This window comes from Chimaeribacter arupi (assembly GCF_002858805.1).
GTDB lineage: Bacteria > Pseudomonadota > Gammaproteobacteria > Enterobacterales > Enterobacteriaceae > Chimaeribacter > Chimaeribacter arupi.
Genome location: NZ_PJZI01000049.1, coordinates 1 through 21112 on the forward strand (window position 1 = coordinate 1; position 21112 = coordinate 21112).

The 21112-nt window shown below is 55.6% G+C and carries 18 protein-coding genes and 1 riboswitch; of the genes, 11 read left to right on the forward strand and 7 right to left on the reverse strand.

Annotation, left to right across the window (positions count from 1 at the left end; genetic code table 11):
* The 9 genes from CYR52_RS20680 to rpoC form a co-directional block, all read left to right on the forward strand.
* The coding region (locus CYR52_RS20680) for an EF-Tu C-terminal domain-related protein (RefSeq protein ID WP_131818057.1) at positions 1–73 on the forward strand (73 nt) is incomplete at its 5' end.
* Between the two features lie 236 nt (positions 74–309).
* The gene (gene secE / locus CYR52_RS20685; RefSeq protein ID WP_072933570.1) at positions 310–693 is read left to right on the forward strand and encodes a preprotein translocase subunit SecE; all 384 of its coding nucleotides are present in this window, start codon (positions 310–312) and stop codon (positions 691–693) included.
* A 1-nt stretch (position 694) separates the two neighbouring features.
* Positions 695–1240 carry a transcription termination/antitermination protein NusG gene (gene nusG, locus CYR52_RS20690; RefSeq protein ID WP_072933572.1) on the forward strand — a complete coding sequence of 182 codons (546 nt, stop codon included), beginning with the start codon at positions 695–697 and terminating at the stop codon, positions 1238–1240.
* A gap of 165 nt (positions 1241–1405) precedes the next feature.
* Positions 1406–1834, forward strand: coding sequence for a 50S ribosomal protein L11 (gene rplK, locus CYR52_RS20695; RefSeq protein WP_072933574.1), 429 nt, complete (start codon positions 1406–1408; stop codon positions 1832–1834).
* Between the two features lie 3 nt (positions 1835–1837).
* Positions 1838–2542 carry a 50S ribosomal protein L1 gene (rplA, locus tag CYR52_RS20700; RefSeq protein ID WP_072933576.1) on the forward strand — a complete coding sequence of 235 codons (705 nt, stop codon included), beginning with the start codon at positions 1838–1840 and terminating at the stop codon, positions 2540–2542.
* 310 nt (positions 2543–2852) lie between these two features.
* The gene (gene rplJ, locus CYR52_RS20710) at positions 2853–3350 is read left to right on the forward strand and encodes a 50S ribosomal protein L10 (protein ID WP_072933578.1); all 498 of its coding nucleotides are present in this window, start codon (positions 2853–2855) and stop codon (positions 3348–3350) included.
* A gap of 63 nt (positions 3351–3413) precedes the next feature.
* On the forward strand, positions 3414–3779 hold the full coding sequence (gene rplL / locus CYR52_RS20715) for a 50S ribosomal protein L7/L12 (RefSeq protein ID WP_072933580.1): 366 nt from the start codon (positions 3414–3416) through the stop codon (positions 3777–3779).
* A gap of 328 nt (positions 3780–4107) precedes the next feature.
* Entirely contained in the window at positions 4108–8136 is a 4029-nt protein-coding gene (rpoB, locus tag CYR52_RS20720) for a DNA-directed RNA polymerase subunit beta (RefSeq protein ID WP_072933582.1), read from the forward strand.
* Positions 8137–8236: 100 nt separating this feature from the next.
* On the forward strand, positions 8237–12457 hold the full coding sequence (rpoC, locus tag CYR52_RS20725) for a DNA-directed RNA polymerase subunit beta' (RefSeq protein ID WP_072933584.1): 4221 nt from the start codon (positions 8237–8239) through the stop codon (positions 12455–12457).
* Between the two features lie 369 nt (positions 12458–12826).
* Here the strand turns inward: rpoC and thiH are convergent, their stop codons facing one another.
* The 7 genes from thiH to CYR52_RS20760 all read right to left on the reverse strand — a co-directional run bounded on the left by thiH (position 12827) and on the right by CYR52_RS20760 (position 19050).
* On the reverse strand, positions 12827–13954 hold the full coding sequence (gene thiH, locus CYR52_RS20730) for a 2-iminoacetate synthase ThiH (protein ID WP_101829343.1): 1128 nt from the start codon (positions 13952–13954) through the stop codon (positions 12827–12829).
* On the reverse strand, positions 13951–14736 hold the full coding sequence (locus CYR52_RS20735; protein WP_101829344.1) for a thiazole synthase: 786 nt from the start codon (positions 14734–14736) through the stop codon (positions 13951–13953). Before CYR52_RS20735 ends, thiH begins: the two co-directional genes overlap by 4 nt.
* Position 14737: 1 nt before the next feature.
* Entirely contained in the window at positions 14738–14938 is a 201-nt protein-coding gene (gene thiS, locus CYR52_RS20740; protein ID WP_072933590.1) for a sulfur carrier protein ThiS, read from the reverse strand.
* Positions 14922–15683 (reverse strand): HesA/MoeB/ThiF family protein, encoded by a 762-nt coding sequence (locus tag CYR52_RS20745; RefSeq protein ID WP_101829345.1) that lies wholly within the window; start codon positions 15681–15683, stop codon positions 14922–14924. Before CYR52_RS20745 ends, thiS begins: the two co-directional genes overlap by 17 nt.
* Positions 15673–16323: a thiamine phosphate synthase gene (gene thiE / locus CYR52_RS20750; RefSeq protein WP_101829346.1), complete on the reverse strand. Its 651-nt coding sequence runs from the start codon at positions 16321–16323 to the stop codon at positions 15673–15675. Before thiE ends, CYR52_RS20745 begins: the two co-directional genes overlap by 11 nt.
* Positions 16316–18250 carry a phosphomethylpyrimidine synthase ThiC gene (thiC, locus tag CYR52_RS20755; protein ID WP_101829347.1) on the reverse strand — a complete coding sequence of 645 codons (1935 nt, stop codon included), beginning with the start codon at positions 18248–18250 and terminating at the stop codon, positions 16316–16318. Before thiC ends, thiE begins: the two co-directional genes overlap by 8 nt.
* 109 nt (positions 18251–18359) lie before the next feature.
* A riboswitch (TPP riboswitch) is annotated at positions 18360–18475 on the reverse strand.
* A 56-nt stretch (positions 18476–18531) separates the two neighbouring features.
* Positions 18532–19050: an Rsd/AlgQ family anti-sigma factor gene (locus CYR52_RS20760; RefSeq protein WP_072933598.1), complete on the reverse strand. Its 519-nt coding sequence runs from the start codon at positions 19048–19050 to the stop codon at positions 18532–18534.
* 98 nt (positions 19051–19148) lie between these two features.
* Here CYR52_RS20760 and nudC point away from each other — a divergent pair, with 98 nt between their 5' ends.
* Complete coding sequence (nudC, locus tag CYR52_RS20765; protein WP_101829348.1) at positions 19149–19952, forward strand: NAD(+) diphosphatase; 804 nt, start codon at positions 19149–19151, stop codon at positions 19950–19952.
* 94 nt (positions 19953–20046) lie between these two features.
* Positions 20047–21111, forward strand: a complete 1065-nt coding sequence (gene hemE, locus CYR52_RS20770) for a uroporphyrinogen decarboxylase (protein WP_072933602.1) — start codon at positions 20047–20049, stop codon at positions 21109–21111.
* Position 21112: the final 1 nt, after the last annotated feature.

Genomic DNA, 21112 nt, shown 5'->3' on the forward strand with positions numbered 1-21112 from the left:
CGGTCTGCGTTTCGCAATCCGTGAAGGCGGCCGTACTGTTGGTGCGGGCGTTGTTGCTAAAGTTATCGCTTAATCGCTGATAATATTTGACGCAACACGCACTGAAAGGGCATCATTCGATGCCCTTTTCTACGCTGTGATGTTAGAACCTATCTCATCAGCGATTTTATGTCATAATCATTGGTGAGATGGGCTCTGAGCTATAGCGTAAATACCGAGTTTGCGCTCATACAGGGCATCGATCGGTTTGGTTTGCCTCGCGATGCGAGGCAAAGTTGTTTGTTCTAAATCATTGTGACAGGTTGGTTTATGAGTGCGAATACCGAAGCTCAAGGAAGCGGGCGCGGCCTGGAAGCGGTCAAATGGCTGGTTGTCGCTGCGCTGTTGGTTGTAGCTATTGTCGGTAACTATTTGTACCGCGAATACAACCTCCCGCTGCGCGCATTAGCTGTTGTGATCATTATCGCTATTGCCGGTGCCGTAGCGTTGATGACGACTAAAGGCAAGGCCACCGTCGCTTTTGCTCGTGAAGCACGTACTGAAGTGCGTAAGGTAATTTGGCCAACCCGCCAGGAAACGCTGCACACCACCTTAATCGTTGCCGCGGTCACTGCCGTGATGTCACTGATTTTGTGGGGACTGGATGGTATTCTGGTTCGCCTGGTATCGTTTATTACTGGCCTGAGGTTCTAAGATGTCTGAAGCTCCAAAAAAACGTTGGTACGTCGTTCAGGCGTTTTCCGGCTTTGAAGGCCGCGTAGCTCAATCGCTGCGTGAGCATATCAAATTACATGACATGGAAGAGCTGTTCGGCGACGTCATGGTCCCAACGGAAGAAGTGGTTGAGATCCGTGGTGGTCAGCGCCGTAAAAGCGAGCGTAAGTTCTTCCCGGGTTATGTTCTGGTCCAGATGGTAATGAACGATGCAAGCTGGCACTTAGTGCGCAGCGTACCGCGTGTGATGGGCTTCATCGGTGGTACTTCTGATCGCCCTGCACCTATCAGTGACAAAGAAGTCGATGCCATCATGAACCGCCTGCAGCAGGTAGGTGATAAGCCGCGTCCGAAGACCTTGTTCGAACCGGGCGAAATGGTGCGTGTCAACGATGGTCCGTTTGCTGACTTCAATGGTGTAGTGGAAGAAGTCGATTATGAAAAGAGCCGCCTGAAAGTCTCTGTTTCCATTTTCGGTCGTGCAACGCCGGTCGAACTGGATTTCAGCCAGGTCGAAAAAGGCTGATCGCTTTTTGTTCTGACATTGCCATTTGATAGTTGTAAGAGGCGCGAAATTGAACTACAATTTCGCGCCTTTTGTTTTTAGACGTTGCCATATCGGCAGCGGCTTAATGTAAAAAGAACGGGGAGCCTGCCAGCAGGCGATATAACCCAAATCGAGGATATTTAGATGGCCAAGAAAGTACAAGCCTACGTTAAGCTGCAAGTTGCAGCTGGTATGGCTAACCCGAGCCCACCGGTTGGTCCGGCTCTGGGTCAGCAGGGTGTTAACATCATGGAGTTCTGTAAGGCGTTCAATGCTAAGACTGACAGCATTGAAAAAGGTCTGCCGATCCCGGTTGTTATCACTGTTTACTCTGATCGCTCCTTCACTTTCGTTACCAAAACTCCGCCGGCAGCAGTGCTGCTGAAAAAAGCGGCTGGTATCAAGTCTGGTTCCGGTAAGCCGAACAAAGACAAAGTGGGTACCGTGACCCGTGCTCAGGTACGTGAAATCGCAGAAACCAAAGCTGCGGACATGACTGGTTCTGACGTTGAAGCGATGACTCGCTCCATCGAAGGTACTGCTCGTTCCATGGGCCTGGTAGTAGAGGATTAAGAGATGGCTAAGCTGACCAAGCGCATGCGCGTGATCCGTGACAAAGTTGATTCAACTAAACAGTATGACATCAACGAAGCCGTTGCCCTGCTGAAAGAGCTGGCTACTGCTAAATTCGTAGAAAGCGTTGACGTTGCCGTTAACCTCGGTATCGACGCTCGTAAATCTGACCAAAACGTTCGTGGTGCAACCGTTCTGCCGCACGGCACCGGTCGTTCTGTTCGCGTTGCTGTATTTACCCAGGGTGCAAACGCTGAAGCTGCTAAAGCTGCCGGCGCTGAACTGGTAGGTATGGAAGATCTGGCTGACCTGATCAAAAAAGGCGAAATGAACTTCGACGTTGTTATTGCTTCCCCGGATGCAATGCGCGTTGTAGGTCAACTGGGCCAGGTTCTGGGTCCGCGCGGCCTGATGCCAAACCCGAAAGTGGGTACCGTAACCCCTAACGTTGCTGAAGCAGTGAAAAACGCTAAAGCAGGTCAGGTTCGTTACCGTAACGACAAAAACGGCATCATCCACACCACCATTGGTAAAGTGGACTTCGACGCTGACAAACTGAAAGAAAACCTGGAAGCTCTGCTGGTTGCGCTGAAAAAAGCTAAACCATCTCAGGCTAAAGGCGTTTTCATCAAGAAAGTTAGCCTGTCCACCACTATGGGTGCAGGTGTTGCGGTTGACCAAAGCGGCCTGAACGCAGCAGCGAACTAATCGCTTTCTGCTTTTATCGCTTTACGCGGGCGGCAGATTTGTCTAGAATCTAACGCCCGTTGTTTTGCTAATTGCAAAACTCAGAATTTTTCGGTTGGAGCCTGGCCTATCCAGGCCTCCGTCCAAGACCGCAGGTGTGTCGAAAGGCACTTAATTTTCCTGCGTAGACGGTGACAGAGCCTGAAGAAAATTTTTTAATTGTCTTTGCTGGATTCTGCTCACCGTGTTTGAACGTCTGTCACCGATTCTCGGTAGCAGGCGAAGTGAGTTCCGGGGAATTATCCCCGGCCCAATCCAGGAGCAAAAGCTAATGGCATTAAATCTTCAAGACAAACAAGCGATTGTTGCTGAAGTCAACGAAGTAGCCAAAGGCGCGCTGTCTGCGGTTGTCGCGGATTCCCGTGGCGTTACCGTTGATAAAATGACCGAACTGCGTAAAGCAGGTCGTGAAGCTGGCGTGTACATGCGTGTTGTTCGTAACACCCTGATGCGCCGCGTCGTTGAAGGTACTCCGTTCGAGTGCCTGAAAGACACGTTTGTTGGTCCAACCTTGATTGCATTCTCTACTGAGCATCCGGGCGCTGCTGCTCGTCTGTTCAAAGAGTTCGCGAAAGCGAATGCAAAATTTGAGGTTAAAGCTGCGGCCTTTGAAGGTGAGCTGATCCCTGCGGCGCAAATCGACCGCTTGGCAACGCTGCCGACTTACGAAGAAGCAATCGCACGCCTGATGGCAACCATGAAAGAAGCCTCTGCAGGCAAACTGGTTCGCACTCTGGCTGCACTGCGCGATCAGAAAGACGCGGCTTAATCGCCCCCTTTTTTATTGCGTTGCTAACGTATAATCTATTTCTGAATTTTAGGAACAATTGTTATGTCTATCACTAAAGAGCAAATTCTGGACGCAGTTGCAGAAATGTCCGTAATGGACGTTGTTGAACTGATCTCCATGATGGAAGAAAAATTCGGCGTTTCCGCTGCTGCTGCTGTAGCTGTAGCTGCTGGCCCGGCTGAAGCTGTTGAAGAAAAAACCGAGTTCGACGTTGTACTGTCTGCTGTTGGCGCTAACAAAGTTGCTGTTATCAAAGCAGTACGTGGCGCAACCGGCCTGGGTCTGAAAGAAGCTAAAGACCTGGTAGAATCTGCTCCGGCAGTTCTGAAAGAAGGCATCAGCAAAGACGACGCTGAAGCTCTGAAAAAATCCCTGGAAGAAGCTGGTGCTTCTGTTGAAGTTAAATAATTTAACTTCCCAGGTTGCAGCCTGACTTAATAGGCTGATGGCTGGTGACTTTTTGGTCACCAGCCTTTTTGCGCTATAGGGTGTCAGTGATGTTTCACACTGTTTGATCACTGAACAACCCCAATATTTATTTCTATCGACGCCTTAATATACTGCCGTTCCCTGCGACAGACCGCTATCTGTCCCACAGCGCAATGAAATGATTTAAGAGTGATAGAAACAGGTATTGCGGAAAGTCTTTCGCTTTCCGATCGACATAAACGGTGTTGTATGAACTGTCCTTTAGGGCGGACAGAGTGGGTCACTGATCAGCGAGCTGAGGAACCCTATGGTTTACTCCTATACCGAGAAAAAACGCATTCGTAAGGACTTTGGTAAACGTCCACAAGTTCTGGACATACCATATCTCCTTTCTATCCAGCTTGACTCGTTCCAGAAGTTTATCGAGCAAGATCCAGAAGGGCAGTACGGGCTTGAAGCGGCATTCCGTTCTGTTTTTCCCATCCAGAGCTACAGCGGTAATTCAGAGCTGCAATACGTTAGCTACCGTCTTGGTGAGCCGGTATTCGACGTAAAAGAGTGCCAGATCCGCGGTGTAACTTATTCTGCGCCACTGCGTGTGAAACTGCGCCTGGTTATCTATGAGCGCGAGGCACCGGAAGGCACCGTTAAAGACATCAAGGAACAAGAAGTCTACATGGGCGAAATTCCGCTCATGACCGAAAACGGTACCTTTGTTATTAACGGGACTGAGAGGGTTATCGTATCTCAGCTGCACCGTAGTCCTGGCGTCTTCTTTGACAGCGATAAGGGTAAAACCCACTCATCGGGTAAAGTGCTGTATAACGCACGTATCATCCCTTACCGCGGGTCCTGGTTGGACTTCGAGTTCGACCCGAAAGACAACCTCTTTGTGCGTATCGACCGTCGTCGTAAATTGCCGGCGACCATTATTCTGCGCGCATTGAGCTACACCACTGAGCAGATCCTTGATCTGTTCTTCGACAAAGTTGTCTTCGAGATTCGTGACAACAAGTTGCAGATGGAACTCGTTCCTGAGCGCCTGCGTGGTGAAACCGCGTCCTTCGATATCGAAGCGGACGGTAAGCAATATGTCGAAAAAGGCCGCCGTATCACGGCTCGCCATATCCGCCAGCTGGAAAAAGATGACGTTAAAAGCATCGAAGTTCCGGTTGAATACATCGCGGGTAAAGTGGTCGCTAAAGACTACATCGACGAAAGCACCGGTGAACTGATCTGTGCAGCGAACATGGAACTGTCCATGGACCTGCTGGCTAAACTGAGCCAATCCGGTCACAAGCGCATTGAAACGCTGTTCACCAACGACCTGGATCACGGTGCCTATATCTCCGAGACCCTGCGTGTTGATCCAACCAGCGATCGTCTGAGCGCATTGGTTGAGATTTACCGCATGATGCGTCCGGGTGAGCCGCCGACACGCGAAGCAGCGGAAACGCTGTTCGAGAACCTGTTCTTCTCCGAAGATCGTTATGATCTCTCTGCCGTTGGCCGGATGAAGTTCAACCGTTCTCTGCTGCGTGATGAGATCGAAGGTTCCGGTATCCTGAGCAAAGACGACATCATTCAGGTGATGAAGAAGCTCATCGGTATCCGTAACGGTAAAGGCGAAGTCGATGATATCGACCACCTGGGCAACCGTCGCATCCGTTCTGTGGGTGAGATGGCGGAAAACCAATTCCGTGTTGGCCTGGTACGTGTAGAGCGTGCGGTGAAAGAGCGTCTGTCCCTGGGCGATCTGGACACCCTGATGCCACAGGACATGATCAACGCTAAGCCGATTTCGGCGGCGGTGAAAGAGTTCTTCGGCTCCAGCCAGCTGTCCCAGTTTATGGATCAGAACAACCCGTTGTCTGAGATTACGCACAAACGTCGTATCTCTGCACTGGGCCCAGGCGGTCTGACCCGTGAACGTGCCGGCTTTGAAGTGCGTGACGTACACCCAACTCACTACGGTCGTGTGTGCCCAATCGAAACGCCGGAAGGTCCGAACATCGGTCTGATCAACTCCCTGTCTGTGTACGCACAGACTAACGAGTACGGTTTCCTGGAAACCCCGTACCGTCGTGTGGTTGACGGCGTTGTGACCGACGAGATTCACTATCTGTCTGCGATTGAAGAAGGCAACTTCGTTATTGCCCAGGCGAACACCAACCTGGATGAAGAAGGCCACTTCGTAGACGATTTGGTTACCTGCCGCAGCAAGGGCGAATCAAGCCTGTTCAGCCGCGACCAGGTTGACTATATGGACGTATCCACCCAGCAGGTTGTTTCTGTTGGTGCATCCCTGATTCCATTCCTGGAACACGATGACGCCAACCGTGCATTGATGGGTGCGAACATGCAACGTCAGGCGGTTCCGACCCTGCGCGCTGATAAGCCGCTGGTAGGTACCGGTATGGAACGTGCAGTTGCGGTCGACTCCGGGGTAACCTCCGTAGCGAAACGTGGCGGTACTGTTCAGTACGTTGATGCATCCCGTATCGTTATCAAAGTTAACGAAGAAGAGATGCATGCCGGCGAAGCAGGTATCGACATTTATAACCTGACCAAGTACACCCGTTCGAACCAGAACACCTGCATCAACCAGATGCCGTGTGTCTCTCTGGGCGAGCCGATCGAGCGCGGCGACGTGCTGGCTGACGGCCCGTCTACTGACCTGGGCGAACTGGCACTGGGCCAGAACATGCGCGTCGCGTTCATGCCGTGGAACGGCTACAACTTCGAAGACTCCATTTTGGTCTCCGAGCGCGTGGTGCAGGAAGATCGCTTCACCACTATCCACATCCAGGAACTGGCGTGTGTGTCCCGTGACACCAAGCTGGGGCCAGAAGAGATCACCGCAGACATCCCGAACGTGGGTGAAGCGGCACTCTCCAAACTGGATGAATCCGGTATCGTGTATATCGGTGCTGAAGTGACCGGTGGCGACATTCTGGTTGGTAAGGTAACGCCGAAAGGTGAAACCCAGCTGACGCCGGAAGAGAAACTGCTGCGTGCTATCTTCGGTGAGAAAGCGTCGGACGTGAAAGATTCGTCCCTGCGCGTACCGAACGGCGTTTCCGGTACGGTTATCGATGTCCAGGTCTTTACCCGCGATGGCGTGGAAAAAGACAAACGTGCATTGGAAATCGAAGAGATGCAGCTGAAGCAGGCGAAAAAAGACCTGACTGAAGAACTGCAGATCCTGGAAGCCGGCCTGTTTGCCCGTATCCACAGCGCACTGGTCGCCGGTGGTGTTGAAGCAGACAAACTGAGCAAACTGCCGCGTGACCGTTGGCTGGAGCTTTCGCTGACTGATGAAGCGAAGCAAAACCAACTGGAACAGCTGGCTGAGCAGTACGACGAACTGAAATCTGACTTCGAGAAGAAGCTGGAAGCCAAGCGTCGTAAGATCACCCAGGGCGACGATCTGGCACCAGGCGTGCTGAAGATTGTTAAAGTGTATCTGGCCGTTAAACGTCAGATCCAGCCGGGTGACAAGATGGCAGGCCGCCACGGGAACAAAGGTGTTATCTCCAAGATCAACCCGATCGAAGATATGCCTTACGATGAAAACGGTACGCCGGTTGACATCGTTCTGAACCCGCTGGGCGTTCCGTCCCGTATGAACATCGGTCAGATTCTGGAAACCCACTTGGGTATGGCCGCGAAAGGCATTGGTGAAAAGATCAATGCTATGCTGAAGAAACAGGAAGAAGTTTCCAAGCTGCGCGAATTCATCCAGAAAGCGTACGATTTGGGCGACGATGTTCGTCAGAAGGTTGATCTGAACACCTTCTCTGATGACGAAGTATTGCGCCTGGCAGAGAACCTGAAAAAAGGTATGCCGATCGCGACGCCTGTCTTCGATGGTGCAAAAGAGAAAGAGATCAAGGAACTGTTACAGCTGGGTGGCCTGCCGACTTCCGGTCAGATCACACTGTTCGACGGTCGTACCGGTGAGCAATTCGAGCGCCAGGTTACCGTGGGCTACATGTACATGCTGAAACTGAACCACTTGGTTGATGACAAGATGCACGCGCGTTCTACCGGTTCTTACAGCCTGGTTACTCAGCAGCCGCTGGGTGGTAAGGCACAGTTCGGTGGTCAGCGCTTCGGTGAGATGGAAGTATGGGCACTGGAAGCGTACGGTGCTGCCTACACGCTGCAAGAAATGCTTACTGTCAAGTCGGATGACGTCAACGGCCGTACCAAGATGTATAAGAACATCGTGGATGGCAACCATCAGATGGAGCCAGGCATGCCGGAATCCTTCAACGTACTGTTGAAAGAGATCCGCTCACTGGGTATCAACATCGAACTGGAAGGCGATTAATTCCCTCTCTCTGTTCGATAGTGCAGTTCGCACTCGTCACAGGGGTGCCTGAATTTCGGTTCAGGCACCTGACAGGTCTAACTCCGACAGGAGCCAATCCGTGAAAGACTTATTGAAGTTTCTGAAAGCGCAAACTAAAACCGAAGAGTTTGATGCGATCAAAATTGCTCTGGCATCGCCGGACATGATCCGTTCCTGGTCTTTTGGTGAAGTTAAAAAGCCGGAAACGATCAACTACCGTACGTTCAAACCTGAGCGTGACGGCCTTTTCTGTGCCCGTATCTTTGGGCCGGTTAAAGATTACGAATGCCTGTGCGGTAAGTACAAGCGTTTAAAACACCGTGGTGTTATCTGTGAGAAGTGTGGCGTTGAAGTTACCCAGACTAAAGTGCGCCGTGAGCGTATGGGTCACATCGAGCTGGCCTCTCCGACTGCCCACATCTGGTTCCTGAAATCGCTGCCGTCCCGCATCGGTTTGCTGCTGGATATGCCGCTGCGTGACATCGAGCGCGTGCTTTACTTCGAATCCTACGTGGTGGTTGAAGGTGGCATGACCAACCTTGAGCGCCGTCAGATCCTGACTGAAGAGCAGTATCTGGACGCGCTGGAAGAGTTTGGTGACGAATTCGACGCGAAGATGGGTGCAGAAGCGATCCAGGCCCTGTTGAAAAACATGGATCTGGAAGCAGAGTGCGAGCAGCTGCGTGAAGAGCTGAACGAAACCAACTCTGAAACCAAGCGTAAGAAGCTGACCAAGCGTATCAAGCTGCTGGAAGCGTTCGTACAGTCCGGTAACAAGCCGGAGTGGATGATCCTGACCGTGCTGCCGGTACTGCCGCCGGATCTGCGTCCGCTGGTTCCATTGGATGGCGGCCGTTTTGCAACGTCTGATCTGAACGACCTTTACCGTCGTGTGATCAACCGTAACAACCGTCTGAAACGCCTGCTGGATCTGGCTGCGCCTGACATCATCGTGCGCAACGAAAAGCGTATGCTGCAAGAAGCGGTAGACGCCCTGCTGGACAACGGCCGTCGCGGTCGCGCCATCACCGGCTCGAACAAGCGTCCGCTGAAGTCCCTGGCAGACATGATCAAAGGTAAGCAAGGTCGTTTCCGTCAGAACCTGCTGGGTAAACGTGTCGACTACTCTGGTCGTTCCGTTATCACCGTAGGTCCGTACCTGCGTCTGCATCAGTGCGGCCTGCCGAAGAAAATGGCGCTGGAACTGTTCAAGCCGTTCATCTATGGCAAGCTGGAACTGCGTGGCCTCGCGACCACCATTAAAGCCGCCAAGAAAATGGTTGAGCGCGAAGAAGCCGTGGTCTGGGACATCCTGGATGAAGTTATCCGTGAGCACCCGGTCCTGCTGAACCGTGCACCGACGCTGCACCGTCTGGGTATCCAGGCGTTTGAGCCGGTACTGATTGAAGGTAAAGCGATCCAGCTGCACCCGCTGGTTTGTGCGGCATACAACGCCGACTTCGACGGTGACCAGATGGCTGTTCACGTACCGCTGACGCTGGAAGCCCAGCTGGAAGCGCGTGCGCTGATGATGTCCACCAACAACATTCTGTCTCCGGCGAACGGCGAGCCAATCATCGTTCCGTCTCAGGACGTTGTACTGGGCCTGTACTACATGACCCGTGACTGTGTTAACGCCAAAGGCGAAGGCATGGTACTGACAGGGCCGAAAGAAGCTGAGCGTATTTACCGCGCCGGCCTGGCATCCCTGCATGCACGCGTCAAAGTGCGTATCACTGAAGATGTGAAGAACACCGAAGGCGAGTGGGAAACCAAGACCTCCATCGTGGACACCACGATCGGTCGTGCAATCCTGTGGATGATCGTACCGAACGGCCTGCCGTTCTCTATCGTCAACCAGCCGCTGGGCAAGAAAGCGATCTCCAAAATGCTGAACACCTGTTACCGCATTTTGGGCCTGAAGCCGACTGTTATCTTCGCTGACCAGATTATGTACACCGGTTTTGCCTACGCGGCACGTTCTGGTGCGTCTGTTGGTATCGACGACATGGTGATTCCGGAGAAGAAAGCCGAGATCATCGAAGAAGCCGAAACCGAAGTGGCCGAGATCCAGGAGCAGTTCCAGTCTGGTCTGGTTACCGCGGGCGAACGCTACAACAAAGTGATCGATATCTGGGCTGCCGCCAACGAACGCGTTGCAAAAGCGATGATGGAAAACCTGTCTGTTGAAGACGTGGTTAACCGTGACGGCGAAGTTGAGCAACAAGTCTCGTTCAACAGCATCTTTATGATGGCCGACTCCGGTGCGCGTGGTTCTGCCGCACAGATTCGTCAGCTGGCAGGTATGCGTGGTCTGATGGCGAAGCCGGATGGCTCCATCATCGAAACGCCGATCACCGCGAACTTCCGTGAAGGTCTGAACGTACTCCAGTACTTCATCTCCACGCACGGTGCGCGTAAAGGTCTGGCGGATACCGCACTGAAAACCGCGAACTCCGGTTACCTGACCCGTCGTCTGGTTGACGTGGCGCAGGACCTGGTGGTGACCGAAGACGATTGTGGTACCCACGAAGGTATCATGATGACCCCGGTTATCGAGGGTGGCGATGTTAAAGAGCCGCTGCGTGAGCGTGTACTGGGCCGTGTAACGGCAGAAGACGTGCTGAAGCCGGGTACGGCGGACATTCTGGTTCCGCGTAACACCCTGCTGAACGAGAAGACGTGTGATCTGTTAGAAGAGAACTCTGTCGACGCCGTGAAAGTACGCTCTGTAGTAGGTTGTGAAACCGACTTTGGTGTGTGTGCAAACTGCTACGGTCGCGACCTGGCACGTGGCCACATCATCAACAAAGGTGAAGCAGTCGGTGTTATTGCAGCACAGTCCATCGGTGAGCCGGGTACCCAGCTGACGATGCGTACGTTCCACATTGGTGGTGCGGCATCTCGTGCGGCAGCAGAGTCCAGCATTCAGGTTAAGAACAAAGGTAGCCTGAAGCTGAGCAACGCGAAACACGTGACCAACTCTAACGGTAAACTGGTTATCACCTCGCGTAACACCGAGCTGAAACTGATCGACGAATTCGGTCGTACCAAAGAGAGCTATAAAGTGCCTTACGGCTCGGTCATGGCGAAAGGTGATGGTCAGGAAGTTAACGCGGGCGAAACCGTGGCTAACTGGGATCCGCACACCATGCCGGTTATCAGTGAAGTGAGTGGTTTCATCCGCTTTGCTGATATGGTCGACACCCAGACCATTACCCGTCAGACAGATGACCTTACCGGTCTGTCGTCTATCGTGGTACTGGACAGCGCAGAACGTACCGGTAGCGGTAAAGATCTGCGTCCGGCACTGAAAATCGTAACTGCCAATGGCGATGACGTTCTGATCCCAGGCACTGATATGCCTGCTCAGTACTTCCTGCCGGGTAAAGCGATTGTTCAGCTGGAAGACGGTGTTGAGATCAACGCAGGTGACACCCTGGCGCGTATTCCGCAGGAATCCGGCGGTACCAAGGACATCACCGGTGGTCTGCCGCGTGTTGCTGACCTGTTCGAAGCACGTCGTCCGAAAGAGCCGGCAATCCTGGCTGAAATCAGCGGGATTATCTCCTTCGGTAAAGAGACCAAAGGCAAGCGTCGCCTGGTGATCACGCCGCTGGACGGCAGCGATCCGTACGAAGAGATGATTCCGAAATGGCGTCAGCTCAACGTGTTTGAAGGTGAACGTGTAGAGCGCGGTGACGTTGTGTCTGACGGCCCGGAATCTCCGCACGACATCCTCCGCCTGCGTGGTGTTCACGCGGTGACCCGTTACATCGTTAACGAAGTGCAGGACGTTTACCGTCTGCAAGGCGTTAAGATTAACGATAAGCACATTGAGGTTATCGTTCGTCAGATGCTGCGTAAAGGCACCATTGCCAGCGCAGGCAGCTCTGAGTTCCTGGAAGGCGAGCAGGCTGAAGTGTCTCGCGTCAAGATTGCCAACCGTCAGCTGGAAGCTGATGGCAAGATCGCAGCAACGTACCATCGTGACCTGCTGGGTATCACCAAGGCATCTCTGGCAACTGAGTCCTTCATCTCTGCGGCATCGTTCCAGGAAACGACGCGTGTTCTTACGGAAGCGGCTGTTGCCGGTAAACGTGATGAACTGCGCGGCCTGAAAGAAAACGTCATCGTGGGCCGTCTGATCCCAGCCGGTACCGGTTACGCTTACCATCAGGATCGTATGCGTCGTCGTGCACAGAATGAAGAACCAGTGGTTCCTCAGGTGAGCGCGGAAGAAGCCACAGCCAACCTGGCTGAGCTGCTGAACGCCGGTCTGGGTGGCAACGACGAGTAATCGTTGCGCCTGTGACAGCCAAGCACATAAAACCGCCCCTCCGGGGGCGGTTTTTTTTTGCCGGCAGAAAAGGGCGGGCCGTGTGCAGGCAGAAGGTACAAGGCGCAGCGCACCAGCCAGCACGCCGTACGACGTTCAGCTAAAAGAAACATTCCACCAAAAGAAACATCCCACTAAAAGAAACGGCGGCTGGTCACTAAGACACAGCCGCCGTGATGAGAAGCAAAGCGTCATGGCCTTATTCGCTTTGGTCATCCGTCACCGGAAGACGCAGCCACTTTACCCGTCCAGGCCATACATACCAGTGTGCTTTCCCGACCCTGGAAACGCCCTCGTAAAGAGAATATGGTTTGCAGCAATGCCTTTGCTTTATTGCGGTGCTCTTCCCAAATACCCATCCCAGTCTTTCCACACGGGTTGTAAGCCGGCGCGGGTAAGCGCATGTGCAACCTGGCGAGGCGAGCGATCGTCATGCGGGGCAAACTGTTCCAATTCGGGATGCTCATCGGCATAACCACCCGGCTGTGTTTTTGAACCGGCACTGACGTTGGTAATCGCCAGTGGGATCAGGTTATCGCGGAAATAGGGCGATTCACGGGTGGAAAGTGTCAGCTCCGTGTCCGGTGCCAGCAGACGAAACGCACAGATCAGTTGCACCAGCTGAGGCTCGCTCATCAGGGAGGCGGGTTCGATGCCGCCGGTGCAGGGGCGCAAACGGGGAAAGGCGATGGAGTACCGGCTCTGCCAGTAATGTTGCTGAAGGTAGAGCAGATGTTCTGCCACCATATAGCAGTCAGTCCGCCAGCTTTCAGACAAGCCAATCAGCGCACCTAACCCTATTTTATCTATCCCGGCGCGACCCAGGCGATCGGGCGTGTCCAGCCGCCAGAAGAAGTCCTGTTTCTGGCCGCGCAGGTGATGCTGTTGGTAAGTCGCCGCGTGATACGTCTCCTGATAGACCAGCACACCATCCAGCCCAAGTGTTTTCAGCTCAGCATAGTCCGCCTGTGAAAGCGGCTGAACCTCAATCATCAGCGAACTGAACTGACGGCGGATTGCGCCGAAGTGTTGGCGGAAGTAATCCATACCCACTTTGGTTTTATGCTCGCCGGTCACCAGCAGTAAATGTTCAAAGCCCAGCGCCTTGATGGCCGCACACTCGCGCGCAATCTCTGCCGCATCCAGCGTTTTGCGCTTAATACGGTTACTCATCGAAAACCCGCAATAGGTGCATTCGTTGGCACAGAGGTTAGAGAGGTAGAGCGGGACGTAAAAACTGACGGTGTTGCCGAAGCGCTGGCGCGTCAGGCGCTGTGCCCGTTGCGCCAGCGGCTCAAGATACGCCAGCCCGGCCGGGGAAATCAGCGCCATGAAATCCTCACGCGTCACTTTCTCTGCTGCCAGCGCCTGCTCAACATCCTGTGCCGTTTTACTGTGAATGCGGTGGGTCAGGTCTTCCCAGTTAAGGTGCTGCCAATAGTCACTGAAGTTTTTCATAGCAGCCGATCCCCTTTGCCGTGGCTGAGGAAAGCGGTCAACGGGCTGGAGGCGGAAGCCTGAGAAAGCCTGGGTGCGCTGCCGCTGTGGTGCGCCAGTTGCCCGGCCTCCACCGCCAGCCGGAACGCTTTCGCCATCGTGACCGGATCGCGCGCCACGGCAATCGCGGTATTCACCAGTACGGCATCTGCGCCCAATTCCATCGCCTGCGCGGCATGGCTCGGCACGCCGATGCCGGCGTCCACCACCACCGGCACCTGCGCCTGTTCGATAATGATTTCAAGGAAATCGCGGGTTTTAAGCCCCTGATTGGAGCCAATCGGTGAACCGAGCGGCATCACCGCAGCGCAGCCCACTTCCTCCAGACGTTTGCACAGTACTGGGTCAGCCCCGCAATAGGGCAACACCACGAACCCCAGTTTCACCAGTTTTTCTGCGGCTTTCAGCGTCTCCACCGCATCCGGCAGCAGGTATTTTACGTCCGGGTGAATCTCGAGTTTGACCCAATGGGTGCCCAGCGCCTCCCGTGCCAGTTGGGCCGCAAAAATCGCCTCATCTGCGGTTTTCGCACCGGAGGTATTCGGCAGCAGCCGCACGCCCAGTTCGCGTAGCGGAGCCAGAATCGCGTCGTTGCCCCCATGCAAATCCACGCGTTTCATCGCCATCGTTACCAGTTGGGAGCCGGAGGCCGTCAGTGCGGCTTGCATTACGGCGGCACTGGCAAATTTACCGGTACCGGTAAACAGGGAAGATTCAAAGGTTACATCCGAAATAGTCAGCATCTCAGCCTCCGGCGATGGCCTGAAACAGCAGGATGGCATCCCCATCCTGCACCTGATGAGTCTCCCACTGCGCGCGGGGGATAATGGTCTGGTTAACCGCCAGTGCGGTACCCGGTTGCAAGCGATCGAGCTGGTGGAGCAGTGCGCTCAGGGTCATGTCCGGGGTAAAAGGTAATGTCTGGTCGTTAACGTGTATTGCCATGCCGGCCTCCACAGACAGCACAACCGGCGTCAGCGCTGAGTTGCAAGGTGGCCCAGCTCTGCTGTTTCCCATCGAACAGGCGTAATTTTCCCGCCAGGGTGACCGGCATCCCGGCCAGCATTTTGATCGCTTCCAGCGCCTGCAGCGTACCGATGACCCCGACCACCGGCCCCAATACGCCCGCCGTGCGGCAGTTGCGCTGCGGAAGGCTCTGATCGGGGTAAAGGCAGGCGTAGCAACCGTGCGCGAAGGGCGGCGTCAGTACCAGCAGTTGCCCGCTGAAGCCCACGGCGCTGCCGCTGATCAGCGGTTTCTCCAACTGGATGCAGGCCTGGTTAACCGCATGGCGGGTAGCCATGTTGTCGCTGCAATCCAGAACCAGATCCACCTCATGGACGGCCTCGAGCAGTGCCTGATCCTGCATCCGCAGCGGCAGCGCCACCGGCTCGATCAAGGGGTTAAGATCCTGGATCTGGCGTTTCGCCAGTTGCGCTTTGCTTTTATGGAGATCATGGGTGCGGTAGAGGATCTGCCGCTGGAGGTTGGTGATCTCCAGCTGATCGTCATCCGCCAGCAGGATCTTGCCGACCCCGGCCGCCGCCAGATAGAGCGCCGCCGGTGATCCCAGCCCGCCGAGACCGACAATCAGTACCGTCGCGGCCTGAAGCTTTTCCTGCCCCTCCGGGCCGACCTCCTCCAGCAACAGCTGGCGGCTGTAACGCAGAAACGCGTCATCACTGAGCATGGTCGGCCTCCTCGCAGGCAGCCATCAGCGCAGCGGTCGCGGCGCGCCAGTCTTCAGCCTGGGTAATGGCGCTCACCACGGCAATGCTGCCGACGCCGGTAGCCAACACCGCCGGCGCGCGCGCCAGGGAAATCCCGCCAATGGCGACGGTAGGGTATTCACCGTTCAGATGTCGGATATGCCGCGCCAGATCCACCAGCCCCTGAGGGGCGGATGGCATCTGTTTGGTCTGGGTCGGGAAAATATGGCCCAGCGCGATATAAGAAGGGCGCACGGCAACCGCCCGCGCCAGTTCCTGATCATCATGGGTTGAGACGCCCAGCCGCAGCCCGGCGCGATGGATGGCCGCCAGATCAGCGGTATCCAGATCTTCCTGGCCCAGATGCACGCCATAAGCCCGGTGTTTAATCGCAAGCTGCCAATAATCATTGATAAACAGCCGGGCCTGATGCGCATGGCCGAGGGCAATCGCCTCCACGATCGCCGGCTCCGCGTGTTCGTCCGGCAGATCCTTGATGCGCAGCTGCAACGTCTTCACCCCGGTGTCCAGCAGGCGCGCAATCCACGCCACGCTGTCAACCACCGGGTAGAGCCCCAGCCGGTGCGGCACCGGCGGGAACGGGGAAGGGAGCTTATTCATCGCCGGCCTCCGGTTGCAGTGCAGCGGCCGGATGATACAGCTCACCGCCGCGGGCGCGGAATTCTGAGGACATCTGCGCCATACCGGCATCACGCGCGTCAACCGGGTGGGCGGCCGCATAATCACGGACCTCCTGTGAGATTTTCATCGAACAGAATTTTGGCCCGCACATGGAGCAGAAGTGGGCCACCTTGCCGGACTCCTGCGGCAGGGTTTCATCGTGATAAGCACGGGCCGTTTCCGGATCGAGCGCCAGATTAAACTGATCTTCCCAACGGAATTCAAAACGGGCTTTGGACATGGCATTGTCGCGGATCTGTGCGCCGGGGTGGCCTTTAGCCAGATCGGCGGCATGGGCGGCGATTTTGTAGGTAATCAGCCCTTGCTTCACATCCTCTTTATTCGGCAGGCCAAGGTGCTCCTTCGGCGTGACGTAACAGAGCATGGCGCAGCCAAACCAGCCGATCATGGCTGCGCCGATGCCGGAGGTGAAATGGTCATAACCGGGGGCGATATCCGTAGTCAGCGGCCCAAGGGTGTAGAACGGCGCTTCGTGGCAGTGTTCCAGCTCCTCGGTCATATTGCGGCGGATCATATGCATCGGCACATGGCCGGGGCCTTCAATCATCACCTGCACATCATATTCCCAGGCGATTTTTGTCAGCTCGCCCAGGGTGTGCAGTTCGGCAAACTGCGCCTCGTCATTGGCATCCTGAATAGAACCGGGGCGCAGGCCGTCACCCAGCGACAGCGCCACGTCATAAGCGGCGCAGATTTCACAAATCTCGCGGAAGTGCTGGTAGAGGAAATTTTCCTGATGGTGCGACAGGCACCATTTCGCCATGATTGAGCCGCCGCGTGACACAATACCGGTCAGGCGCTTGGCGGTCATCGGCACATAGCGCAGCAACACCCCGGCGTGAATGGTGAAGTAGTCCACACCCTGTTCTGCCTGCTCCAGCAGGGTGTCGCGGAACATCGCCCAGGTGAGGTTTTCGGCGATGCCGTTGACCTTTTCCAGTGCCTGATAGATCGGCACGGTGCCGATTGGGACCGGGCTGTTACGCAGAATCCATTCACGCGTCTCATGAATATAACGGCCGGTGGAGAGATCCATCACGGTGTCGGCACCCCAGCGGGTAGCCCACACCAGCTTTTCCACTTCCTCTTCAATCGATGAGGTCACGGCGGAATTGCCGATATTGGCGTTCACCTTTACCAGGAAGTTGCGGCCGATGATCATCGGTTCCGATTCTGGGTGATTAATATTGGCCGGGATAATGGCCCGCCCGGCGGCCACTTCCTGGCGCACAAATTCCGGGGTGATGTTGGGCGGCAACAGGGCGCCAAAGCTCTGGCCGGGGTGCTGGTGGCGCAACACCTCGCTGCGCACGCGCTCACGGCCCATGTTTTCCCGCAGGGCGATGAACTCCATTTCCGGCGTAATGATGCCCTGGCGGGCGTAATGCAGTTGCGTTACCCGGCGGCCCGCTTTGGCGCGCTTCGGCTGGGGCAGGTGGTCAAACCGAAGATGGTCCAGCCCTTCATCCGCCAGCCGTTGCTGGGTAAAACCGGAGCTGACGTGGGGCAGCGCTTCGGTGTCATTGCGCTCCTCAATCCAGCCGGCGCGGTGTTTGGGCAGCCCGGCGCGGACATCCAGCGTGGCGGCGGCATCGCCATAAGGCCCGGCGGTGTCATACACCGGCACTGCTTCATTCGGTTCGGTATGCGCGTCATCCTGACGGCTGCCGCTCTGCGTCGGGCTGAGCCGGATTTCACGCATCGGCACCCGGATGTCGGGGCGTGACCCTTCCAGATAGATGCGGTGTGAGTTGGGGAACGTGACGCCCTGCAGGGTGTCGATAAAATCCTGTGCGTCAGCACGCTGCTGCTGGCGGCGGGATACAGGGATGTGGCGGGTAGACATAGCAAATTCCTTCCAATTGAGTATGGGAACGTTGCTTGTCTGGAGCGCTTTCGGCGGGAGTAACAGAATAGGGCCGGGCGCGGCACGACCATAAGGCGCGCAGGCCAGGCACTGGATTACTCTTGTTCCCTTCGCGGGTACTAACCCGATCAGGTTCCGCGGATCCCGAATTAACGGTCTCAGCCCGGCATCAAGATGATGCGCTAGGCACTCCGACAAGAAGCCTCATTGTATGAGGCGGTTAAAAAACAGCAACCCCCGGCAGGGGCGGCTGTGACTGCTTAGGCTGGGCGGGCCAGCGTTGAATCGTTGGCCACCGGCTGCTGAAGAGGCAATGACGCGGCGTCAAACGCCAGCGCAATCAACTGATCTTCCAGCTGGAAACGGGCATCCAGAGCCACGCCCACATCGGACAGACCCTGATGGAATTCAAAAATGTGGTCATCCTCGATCACGGTCTCGGTATAGCGGTCGTGGAACGCCATCACGGTTTCCGTGTTTTGCTGTAACGCCGGGTAGATTTGCGACGTCACCAGCATACGTGGGCTGTCTGACCCTTCAATATCCTGAATGATTTTGTCGTACAGATGGAAATGGCCGGCAGAGAGATAGTCCACCAGTTGATGACAAAAGTTTTTCAGGGCTTCTTCATCCAGCGGCGCATGTTTCTCTTTGTTGGGTTTTAACCCGACCAGGGTGCAATAGGCGACTAATAGCTCTTTACGTGCATGCAGCCATTGATCAATCAACTCATTACTGCCGCCGACGCGTTGAGTCAGTTTTTCCAGACGGTTTAGCATGGTGAACTCCATGAGCAGGAAAGCGTGTTTAATCGTTACTAATATGTAAAAGTCTCAATTCCAGAGTGTCAGTGTCGTCGAGGTTATGCAACAACAATATGGAAATTCAACTCACAGATAAACACAACGGCTGGTGGGTCATCAGCCACGAAGGAAAATTGTGGCTGCCGAAAGGTGAGTTACCCTTTGGTGCGGCAACAGAATTTTCCGTGATTGGCCTGCCTGCACGGCAAATTGGCGAATGGCAGGGCGCGCCGGTGTGGCTGGTGCGCGAGCCACGGCCAAGCGAGATGGCCTCCGTCCGGCAACTGCTCGACCAGGACCGCGATTTGTTCCAGCTGGTCGGCCGCGGCATACAGCTGGCGGAGTTCTACCGCTCGCACCGTTTCTGCGGCTACTGCGGCCATGAAATGGAGCACAGCAAACGGGAGTGGGCGGTGCTCTGCCCGCATTGCCATGAGCGCTACTACCCGCAGATTGCCCCCTGCATGATTGTCGCCATCCGCCGGGGTGAAGAGATCCTGCTGGCGCAGCACGTCCGCCACCGTAACGGCATCCACACCGTGCTGGCCGGGTTTGTTGAAGTCGGGGAGACGATGGAGCAAGCGGTAGCGCGTGAGGTGATGGAAGAGAGTAACCTCCGGGTTAAAAACCTGCGCTATGTCAGCTCACAGCCGTGGCCGTTCCCCAATTCGCTGATGATGGCCTTTATGGCCGACTACGACAGCGGCGACATCCGCCACGATCCGAAGGAGCTGCTGAGCGCCGGCTGGTATCGCTACGATCAGTTGCCGATGCTGCCGCCGGCCGGCACCATCGCCCGGCGGTTGATTGAAGACACCGTTGCGTTGTGCCGCGCAGAAGGCGACAGCACGCCCCCGCACGAGACAGAATCCGCGTGATACTTATCGGAGTAATACACATCGGCGTCACACATAATCCGCGTGATACAGACTCCGCGTGATAAAATGCCGGCGGATTAATGAGGAGCCTTACATGAAAGAGTTGAAGAACGATCGCTATCTGCGTGCCCTGTTGCGTCAGCCGGTCGATGTTACCCCTGTCTGGATGATGCGCCAGGCCGGGCGGTATTTGCCGGAGTACAAGGCAACCCGTGCGCAGGCGGGTGATTTTATGTCGCTGTGCAAAAACGCCGAGCTGGCGTGTGAAGTGACATTGCAGCCGCTGCGCCGTTTCCCGCTGGACGCCGCGATCCTGTTCTCCGACATCCTGACCATCCCTGATGCGATGGGGCTGGGCCTGCACTTTGAAGCCGGCGAAGGCCCGCGCTTCGCCCACCCGGTGACCTGCCGGGCCGATGTTGAAAAGTTGCCGATCCCCGATCCGGAACAGGAGCTGGGGTATGTGATGAACGCCGTGCGCACCATCCGCCATAACCTGGAAGGCCAGGTGCCGCTGATCGGCTTCTCCGGCAGCCCGTGGACGCTGGCGACCTATATGGTGGAAGGCGGCAGCAGCAAGGCGTTCACCAAACTGAAAAAGATGATGTATGCCGAGCCGGCGACCCTGCACCTGATGCTGGATAAACTGGCGGACAGCGTGATCCTCTACCTGAATGCCCAAATCAAAGCCGGGGCGCAATCCGTGATGGTGTTTGATACCTGGGGCGGCGTGCTGACCGGGCGTGATTACCTCACCTTCTCCCTGCACTACATGCATAAAATCGTCGATGGGCTGATTCGTGAAAACGAAGGCCGCCGTGTGCCGGTCACGCTGTTCACCAAAGGCGGCGGGCAATGGCTGGAAGCGATGGCCGCGACCGGCTGTGACGCGCTGGGGCTGGACTGGACCACTGATATCGCAGACGCGCGCCGCCGGGTAGGCGACAAGGTTGCGCTGCAAGGCAATATGGATCCGTCTATGCTTTATGCGCCCCCGGCACGCATTGAGGAAGAGGTCGAAACCATTCTGGCGGGCTTTGGGCACGGAGAGGGCCATGTGTTTAACCTTGGCCACGGTATCCATCTGGATGTGCCGCCGGAACATGCCGGCACATTCGTTAATGCGGTACACGCCTTGTCAGGTAAGTACCACCAATAAG

Coding starts and splice junctions, on each gene's coding strand:
- CYR52_RS20760 (WP_072933598.1), bottom strand. CDS start 19,050: ATGCTAAACCGTCTGGAAAAACTGACTCAACGCGTCGGCGGCAGTAAT.
- rplA (WP_072933576.1), top strand. CDS start 1,838: ATGGCTAAGCTGACCAAGCGCATGCGCGTGATCCGTGACAAAGTTGAT.
- nudC (WP_101829348.1), top strand. CDS start 19,149: ATGGAAATTCAACTCACAGATAAACACAACGGCTGGTGGGTCATCAGC.
- thiS (WP_072933590.1), bottom strand. CDS start 14,938: ATGGCAATACACGTTAACGACCAGACATTACCTTTTACCCCGGACATG.
- secE (WP_072933570.1), top strand. CDS start 310: ATGAGTGCGAATACCGAAGCTCAAGGAAGCGGGCGCGGCCTGGAAGCG.
- hemE (WP_072933602.1), top strand. CDS start 20,047: ATGAAAGAGTTGAAGAACGATCGCTATCTGCGTGCCCTGTTGCGTCAG.
- rplL (WP_072933580.1), top strand. CDS start 3,414: ATGTCTATCACTAAAGAGCAAATTCTGGACGCAGTTGCAGAAATGTCC.
- rplK (WP_072933574.1), top strand. CDS start 1,406: ATGGCCAAGAAAGTACAAGCCTACGTTAAGCTGCAAGTTGCAGCTGGT.
- thiE (WP_101829346.1), bottom strand. CDS start 16,323: ATGAATAAGCTCCCTTCCCCGTTCCCGCCGGTGCCGCACCGGCTGGGG.
- rplJ (WP_072933578.1), top strand. CDS start 2,853: ATGGCATTAAATCTTCAAGACAAACAAGCGATTGTTGCTGAAGTCAAC.
- nusG (WP_072933572.1), top strand. CDS start 695: ATGTCTGAAGCTCCAAAAAAACGTTGGTACGTCGTTCAGGCGTTTTCC.
- rpoB (WP_072933582.1), top strand. CDS start 4,108: ATGGTTTACTCCTATACCGAGAAAAAACGCATTCGTAAGGACTTTGGT.
- CYR52_RS20745 (WP_101829345.1), bottom strand. CDS start 15,683: ATGCTCAGTGATGACGCGTTTCTGCGTTACAGCCGCCAGCTGTTGCTG.
- thiC (WP_101829347.1), bottom strand. CDS start 18,250: ATGTCTACCCGCCACATCCCTGTATCCCGCCGCCAGCAGCAGCGTGCT.
- thiH (WP_101829343.1), bottom strand. CDS start 13,954: ATGAAAAACTTCAGTGACTATTGGCAGCACCTTAACTGGGAAGACCTG.
- CYR52_RS20735 (WP_101829344.1), bottom strand. CDS start 14,736: ATGCTGACTATTTCGGATGTAACCTTTGAATCTTCCCTGTTTACCGGT.